Below are 14,959 nucleotides of genomic sequence, written 5' to 3'. Positions count from 1 at the left end.
TGCCGGGAAATCGGCTCAACGAGGGGGCCGTCGCGCCCGACGGCTCGTTCTGGGTGGGTACGATGCAGACCAATCTCGAGCCCGACGGCAGCCCGCGCGCGCAGACGCAGAATTCGGGCAGCTATTACCGCCTCTCGCCTCAACTCGAGCTGCAGCAGCTCACGTCCAGTGAGTACGGGATCACCAACACGATGGCTTGGCTGCCGGGGGGTCTCTTCGTCACGGCCGATACATCGGCCAACACGCTCTATGCGTTCGACATGTCGATGGACGGGCGCCCAGTCAACAGGCGCATCTTCCATGCCGGCTTTTCCCGCGGTCTACCTGACGGCTCCTGCATCGATGCGGACGGCTACCTGTGGAACTGCCGCGTGGCTGGCGGTGCCTGCGTTGCCCGATTTGCTCCCGACGGCAGCATCGACCGCGTGGTCGAGCTTCCCTGCTCATGGCCTACGAGCTGCGCCTTCGGCGGCGCAGAACTGGACACGCTCTACATCAGCTCCGCCCGTTTCACCATGTCGGACGACTACCTTGCCTCGCACCCGTTTGAGGGAGCCATTTTCGCGGTCGAAGTTGGAGTGCGCGGCAAGCCTGCGCATCTCTTCGCCTGCTGACGCTGTCGCAGTCAAACTCGCGCCCTAGGCCAAGAGTGAGCGCAATGGGGAGCCTGCACATTCTTAAGACGTTCTGCGCGAAAGGCTGTGGTCGCCGTGTTCCGTGCCCTCAAGATTGCTCGAGTTAGACTCGAACAGCTGGTCGTAACGAGATTGCATGGCCTTCTTCTGCACTTTACCCCTGGTGTTGCGCGGGAGTTCGTCCATAAGACAACGCCCTTGGGCAGGTCATAGCCCGCAAGCCTTCAGGCACGCATTCTCCTCCTCCAGAGCCTTCAGCCGCTTGGCTTCCGACACCCTCCATGCCGCCGTACTTCTTGCGCCAGGTGTAGAAGGTCGCATCCGAGATGCCATGCCTGCGGCACAGCTCGCCGGTGGTCATGCCCGCCTGATGCCGCTGCTAGGTAAGGTTCAGCCTTGGCCGCTCTTGGAACCTGCCTGGCTCAGGGCCACGGCAAGGATGATGATAGCACCCCGCGCAATGAGCTGTTGCGAATATTCGAGCCCCATAAGGATGAGGCCGTTGTTGATTACGCCGATCATCAGCGCGCCGATGATGGAGCCGACGACGGTGCCCTTTCCGCCAAACAGGCTCGTGCCGCCCAACACGGCCGCCGCGATGACGGAAAGCTCGTCACCCTCGCCGAGCTGGAAGCGGCCCGTCTGCAGGCGGCCGGCATAGAGCATGCCAGCGAGCGCGGCCGTGGTGGCCGAGATCACGATCACCGCCATCTTGATGCGCCCCGTGTCTATGCCGGAATAGCGCGCCGCCATGACATTGCCGCCGACGGCGAGGACCTGCCGGCCGAACTTGGTGCGGAGCAGCACGATATGGCCGATAATGCCGACCGCCAGCATCCAGACGAGCAGGCTCGGCAGCGGGCCGAGATTGCCGCCGCCGAAAATGGCCGGATAGGTGCGGTCGAGGATCGGGATCGCCGCGGTGCCGGAGATCCACATCGCCGCCCCTTTGGCCACGCCCATCATGGCAAGCGTGGTGAGAAACGTCGGAATGAGCAGCCGCGTGGAGAGGAAGCCGTTGACGAGCCCGACCGCTATGCCCGTCAGCAAGCCGGCCGCTATCCCCGCCGGAAGGCCGCCCCAGGCGATGGCGAGTGCAGTGTTAACGGACGCAAGCCCCGCCACGGCGCCGACCGAAAGATCGATCTCGCCCGAGGAGAGTACGAGCGTCATCGCCACGGCCATGATGGCAATGATCGCGGTCTGGCGGGCGATGTTGAGGATGTTGTTCGGGTCGAGGAAGCCGCGGTCGTGCAGCGTGATTGCGAAGAAAGCAAAGACCACGACGAAGCCGATATAGATGATGTTCTGCCGCCAGGTGCGCTTCAAATAGGCGAGAGGGCTCTCGCCGCGCTGGGTTCCCGCCGTCGTTTCAGTCATGCCGCCCTCCCTCCCTGCTGCACGATGATCTGCAGTTTCTGCTCGGCCCTGAGTTCGGAATCACCCGTGAGCAGGTCCGATTTGTTTATCATCTCCACCAGCCTGCCCTCCGCCATGACGGCGATGCGGTCGCTGACCGCAATGAGTTCGGCGAGTTCGGAAGAGATGAAGACGATCGACTTTCCTTCTGCCGCGAGCGCGCGCACGAGCCGCAGCACCTCGCCCTTGGCGCCGATGTCGATGCCCGCGGTGGGCTCGTCCATGATCAGGATGTCGGGCTCGGTCGCGAGCCATTTACCGATGACGATCTTCTGCTGGTTGCCGCCCGAAAGCGCATTGGCGGGCGCTGCCCGCGAAGCGGTCTTGATGGCGAGGCGCTCGATCGTTTTGTCGGTGATTGTGCGCGAGCGCTTCTTGTCGACGAAGAAGGAACGTCCGAGCCGCTTGAGTATCGGAATTTCGATGTTCGCCTGGATGGAGTGATCGAGCACGAGCCCCTGCCGCCTGCGGTCTTCCGGGACGAGCGCGATGCCTTGTTCCGTCGCCGCAGTCGGTGACCCGATGGTCACTGCCTTGCCCTTGAGCCTTATCATGCCGGAGCCGACCGGCTCCAGCCCGAAGAGCATACGCGCCAGCCGGCTGCGCCCGGAGCCGAGGAGACCAGCGATCCCGAGCACTTCCCCGCGGCGCAAGGAAAAGCTTATGTCGCCGCCGCGCTGCCGGCTCGAAAGGTGCTCCACTTGGAGCACCACTTCGTCGGTGGCCGAAGACTCGCTCACGAAATCCGAAAGGTTGCGCGTCTCCTTTCCCATGATGTCGGCGATCAAGCCGGCAAGGGTGTATTCGGCGATCGGGCGGGATGCGATCAGGCGCCCGTCGCGCAGCACGGTCGCATGGTCGGCGATCATGAAAATCTCGTCCATGCGGTGGCTAACATAAATGATGGCCTTGCCCTCGGCCTTGAGACGCCGCAGCAGGCCGAAAAGGACATCCACCTCCGCAGGGCTGAGGGCGGAGGTCGGCTCATCCAGCACCAGCACCTCGGCGTTCTGCGACAGCGCCTTAGCGATCTCTGTGAGCTGCTGCTGGCCCGTGAGCAGGTCGGCTACTACGGCCGTGGGATCGATCTCCACCCGCATCAGTGCGAAGATCTCCCGCGCCCGCCGCTCCATGAGCCTGTCGTCGATCAGTCCGCGTGCGGTCAGCGGTTCGTTGGCGAGAAAAATGTTCTGCGCCACCGTTAGCGTCGGCACCAGGCTCAGCTCCTGGAAGATCATGCCGATGCCCTTTTCGCGGGCGAGCTGGGGCGACAGGGCCGGAAAGCTTTCACCCTTAATGGCGATGGAGCCGCTGTCCGGCACCTGCACGCCTCGCAAAATCTTCAAGATGGTCGACTTGCCTGCGCCGTTCTCGCCGAGCAGCGCATGGATTTCGCCGGCCCGCACACGCAGGCTTACCTCGCGCAGCGCATGAACCCCGCCGAAGCGCTTGGAAATGTCGGTCAGATCGACCGCGGTCCATCCGGCCGCCGCTCCCGTCATTCCAGCTCCACCCACTCGCCGGTTTTGCCCGATTTCAGGATGGCGTCGGCGATCATCGAGATGCGCCAGCCGTCCTCGAAATTCGGCGAAGGCTGCTCGCCGGTCGTGATCGCCTGGAAGAAATCATAGCACTCGATGATCTTCGTCTCGCCATAACCGATGCCAAGCGCGGGTATGGGCCAGAGGCCTTCACCATAGGGCTGTGCCGGGCCTGTATAGACTGTGCGGAAGCCGCGCGCATCGGCTGCATCGTCCTTGAACATGACCTGCAGCTCGTCCCTGCGCTCGTAGTTGAAGGCAAGCGAGCCCTTGGTGCCGTGCACCTCGAAGGTCAGGAAATTGTTGCGGCCCCAGCCGTTCCGCGTCGCCTCGATGGAGCCGATCGCACCGTTCCGGAAGCGGATCATTGTCAGCATCTCGTCATCGACGTCGACCTTGCCGCGTTCGGCATTCCTGTCCCCGCCGACGCCGAGCTTGTCCACGCCGCCGGCCTGCTTCGGCCGCTCGTGGATATGCGTTTTGGTCACGGCGCTTACCGCAGCGAATTCTCCGACGAGGTACCGGGCGAAGTCGATCACATGGGTGCCGATGTCGCCAACGGTTCCGGATCCGGCGATATCCTTCTGGAAGCGCCAGGAGAGCGGCGCGTCCGGATCGGCTGACCAATCCTGCAGGTAGGTGCCGCGGAAGTTGAGGATCTCGCCGATGCGGTCTTCGTCGATCAGCTTCCTGGCGAGCGCCACCGCCGGCGTGCGCCGGTAGTTGAACGCCACCATATGGATGGATGTCCCGCCCTTCACCGCCTCGTACATCGATCTGGCCTCGTCGCCGGTGCGCGCCAGCGGTTTCTCGCAGATGATGTGCTTGCCGGCGCGGGCGGCGGCAATGGCGATCTCGGCGTGGGAATTGTTCGGCGTGCAGATATCCACAACGTCGATATCCCGGCGCTCCACCACCGCCCGCCAGTCGGTGGAAGCCTCCTCGAAGCCGAAGCGGTCGCTGGCATCCGCCGCCATCGCCTCGGTCACATCGACGACGATCTTGCGCACGGGAATGGCGGGCGCAGGCCAGAAGAACATCGGCATCGCCGCATAGGCGAGCGCATGGGCCTTGCCCATGAAGCCGCCGCCGATCATCGCTACATTGAGTTTTTTCATGGCGTCACTCGTCGCTGATCTAAGAGAAAGGGGGGACGGGGGGACCGTCCCCAAGCGCTTGGGAGCGTCAGTTCATGCTGTCCCTGATCGAGGCCGGCGCTTCGGTCGAATAGACTTCTTTCCATGCATCGAGCAGGTTCGCCTTTTCGACGGGCAGGGCCGGCAGCGCCACATAGGCCGGCGCTTCCTTGTCGATCAGGCCGTAGCCGGCGAGGATCGCCTCCGTCACGCCTTGATCATAAGGGCGCTGTGCCCCGAGGCCTTTGACGAAGCCGCCCCGGGCCATATCGATGGCGGCGTTCTCGCCGAGATCAATCGTGGTGATTACAAGGTTGTCGCGACTATTGGCGCGTGCGGCCGAGATCACACCTTCCGCCGGTACGTCCCAGACCGCCCAGATGCCGTCGAGGGTCGGGTTGGCGACCATCATGGCCGACGCCGCACGGTCGGCATCGCCCGCAAAATCCGGGCCGCCGATACCCTGCTCGGCCACGATCTCGATCTTCGGATAATTTTCCGCGATCGTCGCCTTGAACGCCTCATAGCGCTGGCGCGTCACGAAGAAATCCGCTGCGTGGAAGACAAGGCCGATCTGCCCTTCCCCATTGAGCGCCTTGGCCATGAGGTGGGCGGAAGCGACGCCGTTGCCGTAGTTGTCGGCAGAAACGACGCTCACATACTCATTGCCGGCGGTGAAGCCTTTCGGAACGTTGTCCATGAAGACCAGCGTCGTGCCGGCTTCCGCCGCCTGCCTGTAGGCATTCGCCGTCGCCGTAGGGTCGGTCGGGATGGAGACGATGATGTTCGGCTTCTGCGCCATGATCGTCTCGATGTCCGAGACCTGCTTGGCCGAGTTGAAGCCTGCATCGGTGGTTGCAATCACCTCGACGCCCATTTTCTCGAATTGGGCTTTCAGGCCAGCGATCTGCGCCTGGCTCCAGTCGTCGCCGCCATAGTGCATGACGATCGCCGCCTTGGCGTTCATCTGGCGAATCTTGGTGATCTCGTCGTCTGTAAGACTGATCTCCGAGGCTGAAACGGGCTTTTCGCCGTTCGGGCCGGTGCTGAGCGTCTTGCCGGCGAGTGCGGCCAGCGCCTCCTCGGGGCTCTGCGCGAACGAAGCGCCGGCGATCGCGGCGCTGAAGAGCGCCGCAAGCAGCGCCTTGCTGAATATTCGTCCCATGGTTTCCTCCCTTTGTGACGATGATCGTGCGGAAAGGCTATCCAAGCCTTCCGGTCAGGAATGCGAAGCTCCGGCGTGCGCCCGCCAATGGGTCGGGCCAGGAGTCGAGCTCGGCGGTGATCCAGCCGTCAAAGCCGTTCTCGAGCAGCGCGTCGATGACGTCACCGTTGTCCAGGTCGCCCTCGTCGAGCGGCGTGAAGCCGAAGGGCGCGCGGCGCAGCCCCTTCAGGTGAACGTAGCTGATGCGGCCGGCGAGCTGCCGGACGAGCTCGGCGGGATCGCCGCCGGCGGCCGCCAGATGTGCGGTATCCGGGCAGAAATTGATGCTCGTGTGCTTGAAAACTTCGGCGACTTCCTTCGGCCCCTCGACGATGGTGGAGAGATGCGGATGGTAGTGTGCCTTAAGGCCGGCGCGCTTTGCGATCTCCACCACCTTTTCCAGCGCCGCCCCTAGCTTCGGGATGTCGGTAGGGAGGGTGCCCCTGGCGCGCTTGGCTCCGCCCCCGACGACGAGATGGACAGCGCCGAGTTCCGCCGCAGCTCCAGCGGCGCGCTCAATCTGCGCAAGCTCCTCGCCCAGAATCTCGTCGAAGATGAAGTTGCCGCCGGAATAGGTGGCGACGAGGGTCAGCCCTGCTCTTTGCAGGGCGCTGCGCAGCTCCGGAAGCCGGCCCTGGTAATGAAGCAGGTTGCCATCGAAGATTTCGACGCCCTGGTAACCGGCGTCGCCAATCTCGGCAATCGCCCGCTCCATGTCGCCGAACGTGACATAGGTGAGCTGGGTGATCGAGGTCACCCCCACGGCGTGTCCGCCGAGCGGACCCCAGCAATTGGCGTGGTAGGCCAGTTTGATGGCCATGAGCGCTCCTCCCCTTTCTTCCAAGGCATTGGCGATATGCCGAGCCGCCCGGTCTCCTCATGTCAACAGCTATGCCGGATTACGATCGGACGTCAACTATAAATCGACATAAGATCGCTAACTTTTGTCGGAAAAATATCATAAGGTATTAGCTTGATCCGGGACACGAGCGGGAATACGTCTTCTGAGGGCGCATTGCGCTCAGGAAACGGGAATGGCGCGGGAGGCAGCGGACGCGTGGAGCAGGCGGCAGCCTTAAGTGAACGGCAGCGCCGCGCGCTTGGCCGCCCGCGCACCATCGAGGCCGGCCAAGCGAGCCTCTCCCTCGTCCTCAATCTCATCCGCGAAGGCCGAGCCACCACGCGACATGAGCTCGAGCGCTCGTCCGAGCTGGGGCGTGCCGTCATTGCCGATCGGATCGCCGCTCTCATGGATCTCGGCCTCCTCCGCGAAGGCGAACTGGGTCCCGCGACGGGCGGGCGGGCGCCGCGGCACATGCGCTTCCGAGCCGATGCCGGCTCGATTCTCGTCTCGGCAATAGACCAGAGCTCGATCGCCGTCGGCGTCGCGGACCTCTCCGGCCGGCTCCTGTTCGAGCACCACGAGGCCGCTGATCTTGCCGAAGGCCCCGAAGCGATCCTCGGCCGTCTCGCCATGCTCTTCGCATGGATGATGGAGGAAGGCGATCGCCCCGCTCCCTGGGGAATCGGGCTCGCCATGCCCGGCGCTGTCGAGAAGACGGGCGTTCCCTTCGCAGCCGTGCCCGTGATGTCCTCGCTGCAGAGCTGGAGCTCTTATCCCTTCGTTGAACGGCTCATCACCCGGCTCGGCGCGCCGGTTTGGGTGCGCAGCGGCGTACAATCCATGACCATGGGCGAGTTCAAGGCCGGCGCCGGGCAACCCGCGCCGGATATGATTTATGTAAAGCTCGGCCGGTCGATCAGCGCCGGCCTCATCTCCGAGGGGCGCCTCCACCGCGGCGCCGAAGGGGCGACAGGGATGATTGGCCATACCCGGATCGGCGATGCCATTCTGGAGGCCGTTGCCGGCGCGGACGCCCTCTCGCACCAGGCGCGCACCGCCGCCAAATCCGGCGAAAGCCGCTACCTCACCCAGGCGCTGGAGCGGCAGGGCGACGTCTCCGTGGTGGATGTCGGCCATGGCGCACAGCTTGGCGATATCTTCTGCGTCGAGCTTTTGACCCGCTGCGGCCGCATGGTTGGCGAGGCGCTGGCGCCACTCGCGAACATGCTCAACCCCTCTCTGATCGTTATCGGCGGCGTCGTGGCCGAGACGGGCGATAGTCTGCTCGCCGGTATTCGCGAGGCGGTTTACCGGCTGTCGCACCCGCTGGTGACCCGTGACCTCAGGATCGTCCGCTCGCAGATGGGCGCCTCATCTGGCCTCGTGGGCGCCGCGCAGGTGGTGATCGAGGAGCTCTTTTCTCCCACGCTGCTTCAGGGCTGGATCACCCAGGGCTCGCCGCTGCGCCATCCCGATTTCCTCGCCTTGCATGCCAGGCTCGCACCTACAGATCCGGGCCAGCAGCCATGACTCCCTCTCTTTCCGGAGCCTTACCATGACCATCGCCGGGCTCGGTCCGCACGGCGAACGCGCCGTGCCCGCCAACCAGATCGCACTCAGCGCCGCTGACGAGATGGAAGCGCACCGCCGGCGTTTCGCTGTGGCCGCCGTGCTACACACCACCACGAGCGATTGGTCGAAGCAGGAACTTGCAGGCATCGTCACGATGCTTGGCAGGTACGGTGCGGCGGTGGTCGAGGTGGTGGATTGCGGCTTCGAGGTCGCAGCACAGATTGCGGCCCTTCACCGTCTTGCAGATGCTGCCGTCGACGCCGTGATCTCGATCCCCATCGGCAATGCCGAGGTGGCCGAAGCCCACCGCGCAGTGACCCGGGCCGGCAAGTCCCTCGTGCTTCTCGACAACGCGCCCACCGGGCTCCTGCCCGGCACTGACTATGCCAGCGTCGTCTCTACCGACAATTTCGGCCTCGGCCAGACCTGCGCCAGCTTGCTTTCGCCTCACATAGGGGAAGGCGGGCTGGTCGGCATCCTAGGCTATGCCAACGACTTCTACGCAACGCATGAGCGCGAGATCGCCTTTCGCAAATGGATGGCCACGCTCCGCACTGATGTGACCATCGTCCGCGAGCGCTTCGTCTCTCCGGAACGTGCTGAAGAGGCCGTGCTCGGCCTCCTTGAGCGATCGCCCCAACTCGCCGGGCTCTTTGCCGTTTGGGACGTCCCGGCCATGAAAGCCGTCTCCACACTTCGTGGCACAGGCCGCGAGCTCGCGATAGCCACGGTGGACCTCGGCAACGAGGCGGCGATCGAGATGGTGTCGGGCGGCATGATCAAGGGCATCGGCGCGCAGCTGCCCTACGACCAGGGCGCCGCCGCAGCGACGGCCACGCTGCTTGCGCTGATGAAGGCGCCGGTTCCTCCGTGGGTAGCCCTGCCCGGACTAGCCGTCACGTCCGAGAACGCCGTGGAAGCGTATCAGCTCGTGTGGCACCAGCCGGCGCCTGGCGCACTCATGAGTTCTCGCCTGCGGGATACAAGTACGCCCTAGCCTGGAGTGTTGAAGTTCAGTCCTGAGTTCGAATGGTCCGCCGTTGATCATTCAAACACTAGCGCCTTGCTAAAATGCAGTGTCCGCATCGAAGCCGGTCGTTCTCGCCTGTGAACGACATAGATAGCTCGCAGGAACAGCCGCTCGCTGCCAATTGCTCCTAACAACGGACTGATAGCTTCCGGCCCGAAGGCGCCGCCAGCGGGTACGTGCAAATGACTCCCCTTTTGCGCCCTTCGTCTGGACACGCCCGCCGGTGACATCAAGGCATGTCCGGCACAGGTTGAACCGGTTCGACTGACAAGGACACCTCTTTGCCGTCCCCAGCATACCAAAACAATTCGGCAACACATCGCATTAGACCGAACCACCTTCGGCTGCATGGTGCTCGTCCGGCGCCTTGGGTAAAAAGCGGGCGAGACGCCGAGTAATGCTGTCAATGTATGACAGGATCACCGGCACGATGACGAGCGTCAGGATGGTCGAACTGATCAGGCCGCCGATGACGGCGTGAGCCATCGGCGCGCGCTGCGCGCCGCCGCCGCCCACGGCAAGCGCCAGGGGTAGCATGCCGAAGATCATGGCGAGCGTCGTCATGATGATCGGCCGGAAGCGGATGGCGCCGGCGCTGATCAGGGCCTCGCTCAGCGGCAGGCCACGCTTGCGTTCCTGATTGGCGAAGTCGACCAGCAGGATGCCGTTCTTCGTCACCAGGCCCATCAGCATGATGAAGCCGATCAGCGAGAACATGTTGATCGTGCTGCCGGTCACGAGGAGCCCGAGGAGCACGCCGATGAGCGACAGCGGCAGGGCGGCCATGATGGCGATGGGCTGGGCGAAGCTGCCGAATTGCGAGGCGAGCACGATGTAGATGAAGATCACCGCCATGGCGAGCGCGGTGGCCATATGGCCCATCGTCTCCTGCATATCCTCGGACTGGCCGCCGGACTGGATGCGGTAGCCGGCGGGCAGGTCCTTCGCGTCGATGACTGCCTGAAGCTCCGCCGTCACATCGCCGAGCGTGCGGCCGGAGACGTCGGCGGTCACCTTGACTTCGCGCGTAAGGTTGAGACGCTGGATTTCCGAGGCGGTCAGCGCCGTGTCGAAATCGGCGATCTGGTCGAGGCGGACCATGATCGGTGCGCCGCGCGCGTCGGTGCGCCCGTTCCCGACTATCAGCTCGCCGAGAGCGGCCGCATCCGCGCGCTGCTCCTGCGGCAGGCGTACCACGACGTCGTAGCTCTCGCCGGCATCGTCCGTCCAGCTCGTCACCTCTTCACCGCCGACCAGCGCACTTAGCACCGTGCCCACCTGCTGGACATTGATGCCGAAATCGCTCGCGGCTTCGCGCCTCAGCCGCACGGCAAGCACCGAGCTGGGCTCTTCGGCCGTCGTCGCGACGTCCACCATGCCAGAGATATGGCGCATCTCTGCGGCAAGGTCCTTGGCGATGCGCTCCAGCACGGCCCGGTCGTCGCCCATCACGCTGATCTGGACGGGGCTCTGGCCGCCGCCGAGGCCCTCCTGCACGACCGCGACATCGATGCCTGCAATCGCTGCGAGACGCTCACGGACGGGCTGGGCAAGCGTGGTGGGCGTGCCCTGCCTTTCGGCATGCGGCACGAGCTCGACGAGGACGCTCGCCTTATGCTTGCCCGCACCGGCGCCGGTGTTGATGGTGGAATAGACGGATCGCACCTCCGGGAATTCTTTCAACGCGCGCTCCACCTGGCCGAGCTTGGCGCTCGTATAGTCCAGCGAGGATCCGACCGGGGCGGTGATGCTGACCTGCATACGTCCCTGATCCGCCGGCGGAACGAATTCCACACCGACGAGCGGGACCATGAACACGCTGCCGACGAATATCCCGATGGTCGCGATGAGCGTGATCAGGCGGTGCCTTAGGGTCCAGGAGATCACATGGCGATAAGCGCCGCCCAGCTTCTCAAAGCCGCGGTCGAACCGCGCGACAAGGCGGCCGATCGGGCCCCTCCTGGCGTTCGGCTGCGCATCGGGATCGTACCAGACGCTGGAAAGCATCGGGTCGAGCGTGAAGCTGACGAAGAGCGAGATGAGCACGGCCGCCGAGACAGTAACGCCGAACTCGTAGAAGAAGCGGCCGACAATGCCTTCCATGAAGGCGACCGGCAGGAAGACGGCGACGATGGTCGCCGTGGTGGCCATGACGGCAAGGCCGATCTCATTGGTACCGTCGAGCGCGGCTTGGATATGCGATTTGCCCATGTGCAGGTGGCGCGTAATGTTCTCGCGCACCACGATGGCATCGTCGATGAGGATGCCGATGGAGAGCGTGAGCGCGAGCAGGCTCATCGTGTTGAGGGTGAAGCCGAGGAAGCTGATGACGGCGAGCGTGCCGATCATCGAGATCGGCAGCGTCAGCGCAGTGATCACCGTGCTGCGCCAGGAATTGAGAAACAGGAAGACAATGGCGACGGCCAACGCCGCGCCCTCGATCAGCGTGGACTGCACCTGCTCCACCGACTCCTCGATGGCAATGGATGAATCGCTGACGACGCGCAACTGCACGTCCTGCGGCGCCAGCTCCGCGCCAAGTGCCGCGATGCGCGCCTTGACGGCCTCTGCGACCTCGACCGTGTTTGCGTCCTGCACCTTGACCACATTGATCGCCAGCGCCGTCTCGCCATTGTAGATCGCGCGGCTCGTGGCGTCGGCAGAAGTCTCGACGATGGAGGCGACATCGCGCAGATAGACCGGACCTCCTCCCCGGCGGGCAATGATCATGTCGAGGAAATCTTCGGGTTCGGAAATCCGCCCCTGGACTTGGATCGTTCGGTCTGAAAGCGCGGTGACCAGATTGCCGGCGGGGAGGTTCTGATTGCCGTTGCGCAGGGCGCTGACCACTTCATCGACGCCGACGCCAAGGGCCCGCAACCTGGTCTCGTCGAGCTGAATGCCGATCTGCCGGTTTTGCCCGCCGACGAGCATCGCCTCGCCGACGCCAGAGATCGTGCTGATCTCCTTCACGATTTGCCGGTCCGCGATCCTTGTCAGCTCGGGCAGGCTAACGGTCGGTGAACTCAGCGCGATCGAGACGATCGGCTGATCGGACGGATTGAAGCGCTGGACGAGCGGCTTGTCCACGCCGCTGGGAAACGAAGCCTCCAGCGGTGCGACCCGGTCGCGCACGTCCTGGGCGGCCGCGGCGCCGGAGACTTCCAGCTTGAAGAACGCGACGACGAGCGAGCGGCCCTCGTAAGATGTCGAGGTAACCTGGTCGATGCCGCTGATCGTGTTCAGCGCCTGCTCGACGGGCCGTGTCACCTCGGTCTCGACGGTCTCCGGCGTCGCACCCGGATAGGAGGTCATGACCACGACGACAGGCACGTCCACATTGGGATACTGGTCGAGCCCGAGCCGCTGGTAGGAGAAAAGGCCGAACACCACCAGTGCCACCATCATCATGGTGGCGAAGACGGGGTAGCCGACGGAGATGCGCGTAAGAAACATGGGATTTTATCCGGCAGTCGAAATGGTGACAGGCATATCGGCCTGAAGCTCGGGCAGCGGAGCGCTGAGAACGGTGTCTCCGGCCGCGATGCCGCTGGTGATCTCCACGAGGCTTCCGCCGTCCCAAAACGGCCCGAGCTCGACCGGCTGGCGGACCAGCTTGCCGTCCGAGATCTTCAGCACGTGCTGGCCCTCCTCATTGTTGCGAAGCGCCGTTTGCGGGATAGCAAGCACATCCTCCTCCTGGCGGACGAGGATGGAGCCGGTCGCGAACATGCCGCCCCAAAGACGGCCCTCGGTGTTCTCCAGCCGGATGAACACCGGAACCAGGCGCGACCCTTCATTGGCGACCGGGTTGATCCTGTCCACTGTGCCGAGGATGGTGGTGTCTTCCAGGCCGTCGACCTGCAGCTCGGTCGTCTGGTCGACCTTGAGACGCGCGATATCGCGCGTCGAGACGAGCACTTCGGCTTCAAGCACCGAGGTGTCCACCACCGTCATGAGCTCCGTATTAGCGGCAACGTTCTCGCCCGCTTCGATCGAGCGGCTCGCGATGATGCCGTCGAAGGGCGCCACGAGCACGGCGTCGCGCAAGGCAGTCCGCGCCGTGTCCGATTGGGCGGAGAGCCCCTGGACATTGGCACGAGCAGCAGCCACGTCACTTTGCGCCTTCTCCAGCGCCGCCGTCGTCGCAAAGCCGCGCTGGGCCAGACGCTCCGTCTTCTCCAACGTTTGCTCGGCGAGTGCCAGTTGCGCCCGTGCGGCTTCCACATTGCTGTCCTGCTGCACAAGAGCGGACTGGAGGTCTTCGGTCTCGAAGCGAACGAGAATGTCGCCGGCCTTGACGGCCTGCCCCTGCCGGACATTCACGTCGAGCACGGTGCCCGAGACTTTGGCCTTGATCACCGCCCGGTTAACGGGGCGCAGCTCGCCGCTGACGCGGACGCGCTCGCTCATGTCGCGCGGCTCCACCGTCGTCACTTCGATCTGCGCGAGCTCGCGGCATTCGGGCGCGAAAACTCCCGCCTCAGACGGCTGAGGCGTCCGTCCTCCTGCCCCGTAGATGACGGCACCCACAGCCGTCGCCGCAAGCACGGCGGCCACTCCAAGGCGCTTCGGCCATTTTCGCCCCATCCGTATATCTCCTTCGTTCAGTATAAATTGAACTTTGTGTGTGCAGATCTGCGCCCAGCACCATTTCTGTCTCGCCAGATCAGGCTACCTTCTGCTCTTCCAGGATTGTTTCAGCTTCGGCCAGGCCGCGTTCCAAGCCCTCGGCGGCCTTGTGAGCATAAGTTGCGGCGACAATCAGGCGCCGCTTGGCATGCTTCATGTGATCGGGAAGCTGCTCGGCAGTGTTCCGGTAGTACTCACCGGACGATCGCAACTTCGCGAGCTGCTTCCTGAAGAGGCTGACCAGCCCCTCAGGTGCGATGCGGTAATAATCCTGCCGGTCGCCCGGCTTTGCCACCCGCTCGATCAGCCCCAAATCGTCGAGCAGCCGGGCATTGGTGCTGATGCTGCCTCGGCTGACCTGAAGACGATCAGCCAATTCACCGAAGCTGAAAGGGCCGCCCTCCACAAGCAGAAGTCCGAACAGACGGCCGGCAATGCGCGGCATCTGCTGGTCCTGAAACCGCAGGCCCATTGCCTCCACGAAGTCTTGCACAGGGTTGTCTCGTTCAGTCATGGCGCACATATAGTGCTGTCAGATCGTTTTGTCAAAATTAAACACGAGGAGTTGGTTGCGGTTACCCTCTATGGTGCAGCGGTTGGTGCCCGTTGCCACTGCCTCGGTGCTGTTTTCGACATTGGTGTCCAAACCGGATAGTCCGCGAACGGGACATTCGAGATCATCTTAGAGAAATGCTTCTGTCGCTGACGCTCGTGTCATCAAGCGATCCGAGCAAGCGTCACAGGCAGAGCGACGTCATTGATCTTCCCCCAGCTTCACTCGCCGATAGGTTGCTTTCAAACCTCAGGGCCGAACACGTCCCGCCTAAGGGCTCCGCCCTCGCGCGGGCAAGGATGCGCGCCGGAGCTCCGGCGCCGGGCCGGGGGGGGTGCCCCGGCGGGCCCGCCCCCCCCAAACCGCCCCCCCCCCACCGCGGGGCCCCGCGGG

The 14,959-nt window shown here is 64.1% G+C and carries 11 protein-coding genes and 1 pseudogene; 3 read left to right on the top strand and 9 right to left on the bottom strand.

Annotated elements, in window-relative coordinates; translation table 11 throughout:
- On the top strand, positions 1-614 hold a 614-nt coding region (locus RIN79_RS21065), incomplete at its 5' end, for an SMP-30/gluconolactonase/LRE family protein (RefSeq protein WP_309086670.1).
- A 243-nt stretch (positions 615-857) separates the two neighbouring features.
- Here the strand turns inward: RIN79_RS21065 and RIN79_RS21060 are convergent.
- From RIN79_RS21060 to RIN79_RS21035, 6 genes and pseudogenes are all read right to left on the bottom strand, one after another.
- A pseudogene (locus RIN79_RS21060) lies at positions 858-996 on the bottom strand (transposase); the annotation flags it as partial.
- A 29-nt stretch (positions 997-1,025) separates the two neighbouring features.
- Positions 1,026-2,015, bottom strand: a complete 990-nt coding sequence (locus RIN79_RS21055) for an ABC transporter permease (RefSeq protein WP_309086669.1) — start codon at positions 2,013-2,015, stop codon at positions 1,026-1,028.
- Complete coding sequence (locus tag RIN79_RS21050; protein ID WP_309086668.1) at positions 2,012-3,556, bottom strand: sugar ABC transporter ATP-binding protein; 1,545 nt, start codon at positions 3,554-3,556, stop codon at positions 2,012-2,014. The genes RIN79_RS21055 and RIN79_RS21050 overlap by 4 nt, the downstream gene beginning before the upstream one ends.
- A complete protein-coding gene (locus tag RIN79_RS21045) occupies positions 3,553-4,713 on the bottom strand; it encodes a Gfo/Idh/MocA family oxidoreductase (RefSeq protein ID WP_309086667.1) in 1,161 nt (386 codons plus the stop codon). Before RIN79_RS21045 ends, RIN79_RS21050 begins: the two co-directional genes overlap by 4 nt.
- A 67-nt stretch (positions 4,714-4,780) precedes the next feature.
- On the bottom strand, positions 4,781-5,896 hold the full coding sequence (locus RIN79_RS21040) for a substrate-binding domain-containing protein (protein ID WP_309086666.1): 1,116 nt from the start codon (positions 5,894-5,896) through the stop codon (positions 4,781-4,783).
- 37 nt (positions 5,897-5,933) lie between these two features.
- The gene (locus RIN79_RS21035; protein ID WP_309086665.1) at positions 5,934-6,755 is read right to left on the bottom strand and encodes a sugar phosphate isomerase/epimerase; all 822 of its coding nucleotides are present in this window, start codon (positions 6,753-6,755) and stop codon (positions 5,934-5,936) included.
- 237 nt (positions 6,756-6,992) lie between these two features.
- Between RIN79_RS21035 and RIN79_RS21030 the strand changes: the two genes are divergently transcribed.
- On the top strand, positions 6,993-8,309 hold the full coding sequence (locus RIN79_RS21030) for an ROK family protein (RefSeq protein ID WP_309086664.1): 1,317 nt from the start codon (positions 6,993-6,995) through the stop codon (positions 8,307-8,309).
- Positions 8,310-8,334: 25 nt separating this feature from the next.
- Positions 8,335-9,348, top strand: a complete 1,014-nt coding sequence (locus RIN79_RS21025) for a substrate-binding domain-containing protein (protein WP_309086663.1) — start codon at positions 8,335-8,337, stop codon at positions 9,346-9,348.
- A gap of 357 nt (positions 9,349-9,705) precedes the next feature.
- On the opposite strand, the gene RIN79_RS21020 is transcribed toward RIN79_RS21025, so the two are convergent.
- The 3 genes from RIN79_RS21020 to RIN79_RS21010 form a co-directional block, all read right to left on the bottom strand.
- On the bottom strand, positions 9,706-12,837 hold the full coding sequence (locus RIN79_RS21020; protein WP_309086662.1) for an efflux RND transporter permease subunit: 3,132 nt from the start codon (positions 12,835-12,837) through the stop codon (positions 9,706-9,708).
- Positions 12,838-12,843: 6 nt separating this feature from the next.
- A complete protein-coding gene (locus tag RIN79_RS21015; protein WP_309086661.1) occupies positions 12,844-13,971 on the bottom strand; it encodes an efflux RND transporter periplasmic adaptor subunit in 1,128 nt (375 codons plus the stop codon).
- A 79-nt stretch (positions 13,972-14,050) separates the two neighbouring features.
- Positions 14,051-14,506 carry a MarR family transcriptional regulator gene (locus tag RIN79_RS21010; protein WP_309086660.1) on the bottom strand — a complete coding sequence of 152 codons (456 nt, stop codon included), beginning with the start codon at positions 14,504-14,506 and terminating at the stop codon, positions 14,051-14,053.
- Positions 14,507-14,959: the final 453 nt, after the last annotated feature.

The sequence above is a fragment of the Chelativorans sp. genome (assembly GCF_031180965.1).
In the GTDB taxonomy this organism is placed as follows: Bacteria; Pseudomonadota; Alphaproteobacteria; order Rhizobiales; family Rhizobiaceae; genus Chelativorans.
Note: the sequence above shows the minus strand (reverse complement) of the source record. Positions and strands in the feature narration are given on the sequence as shown.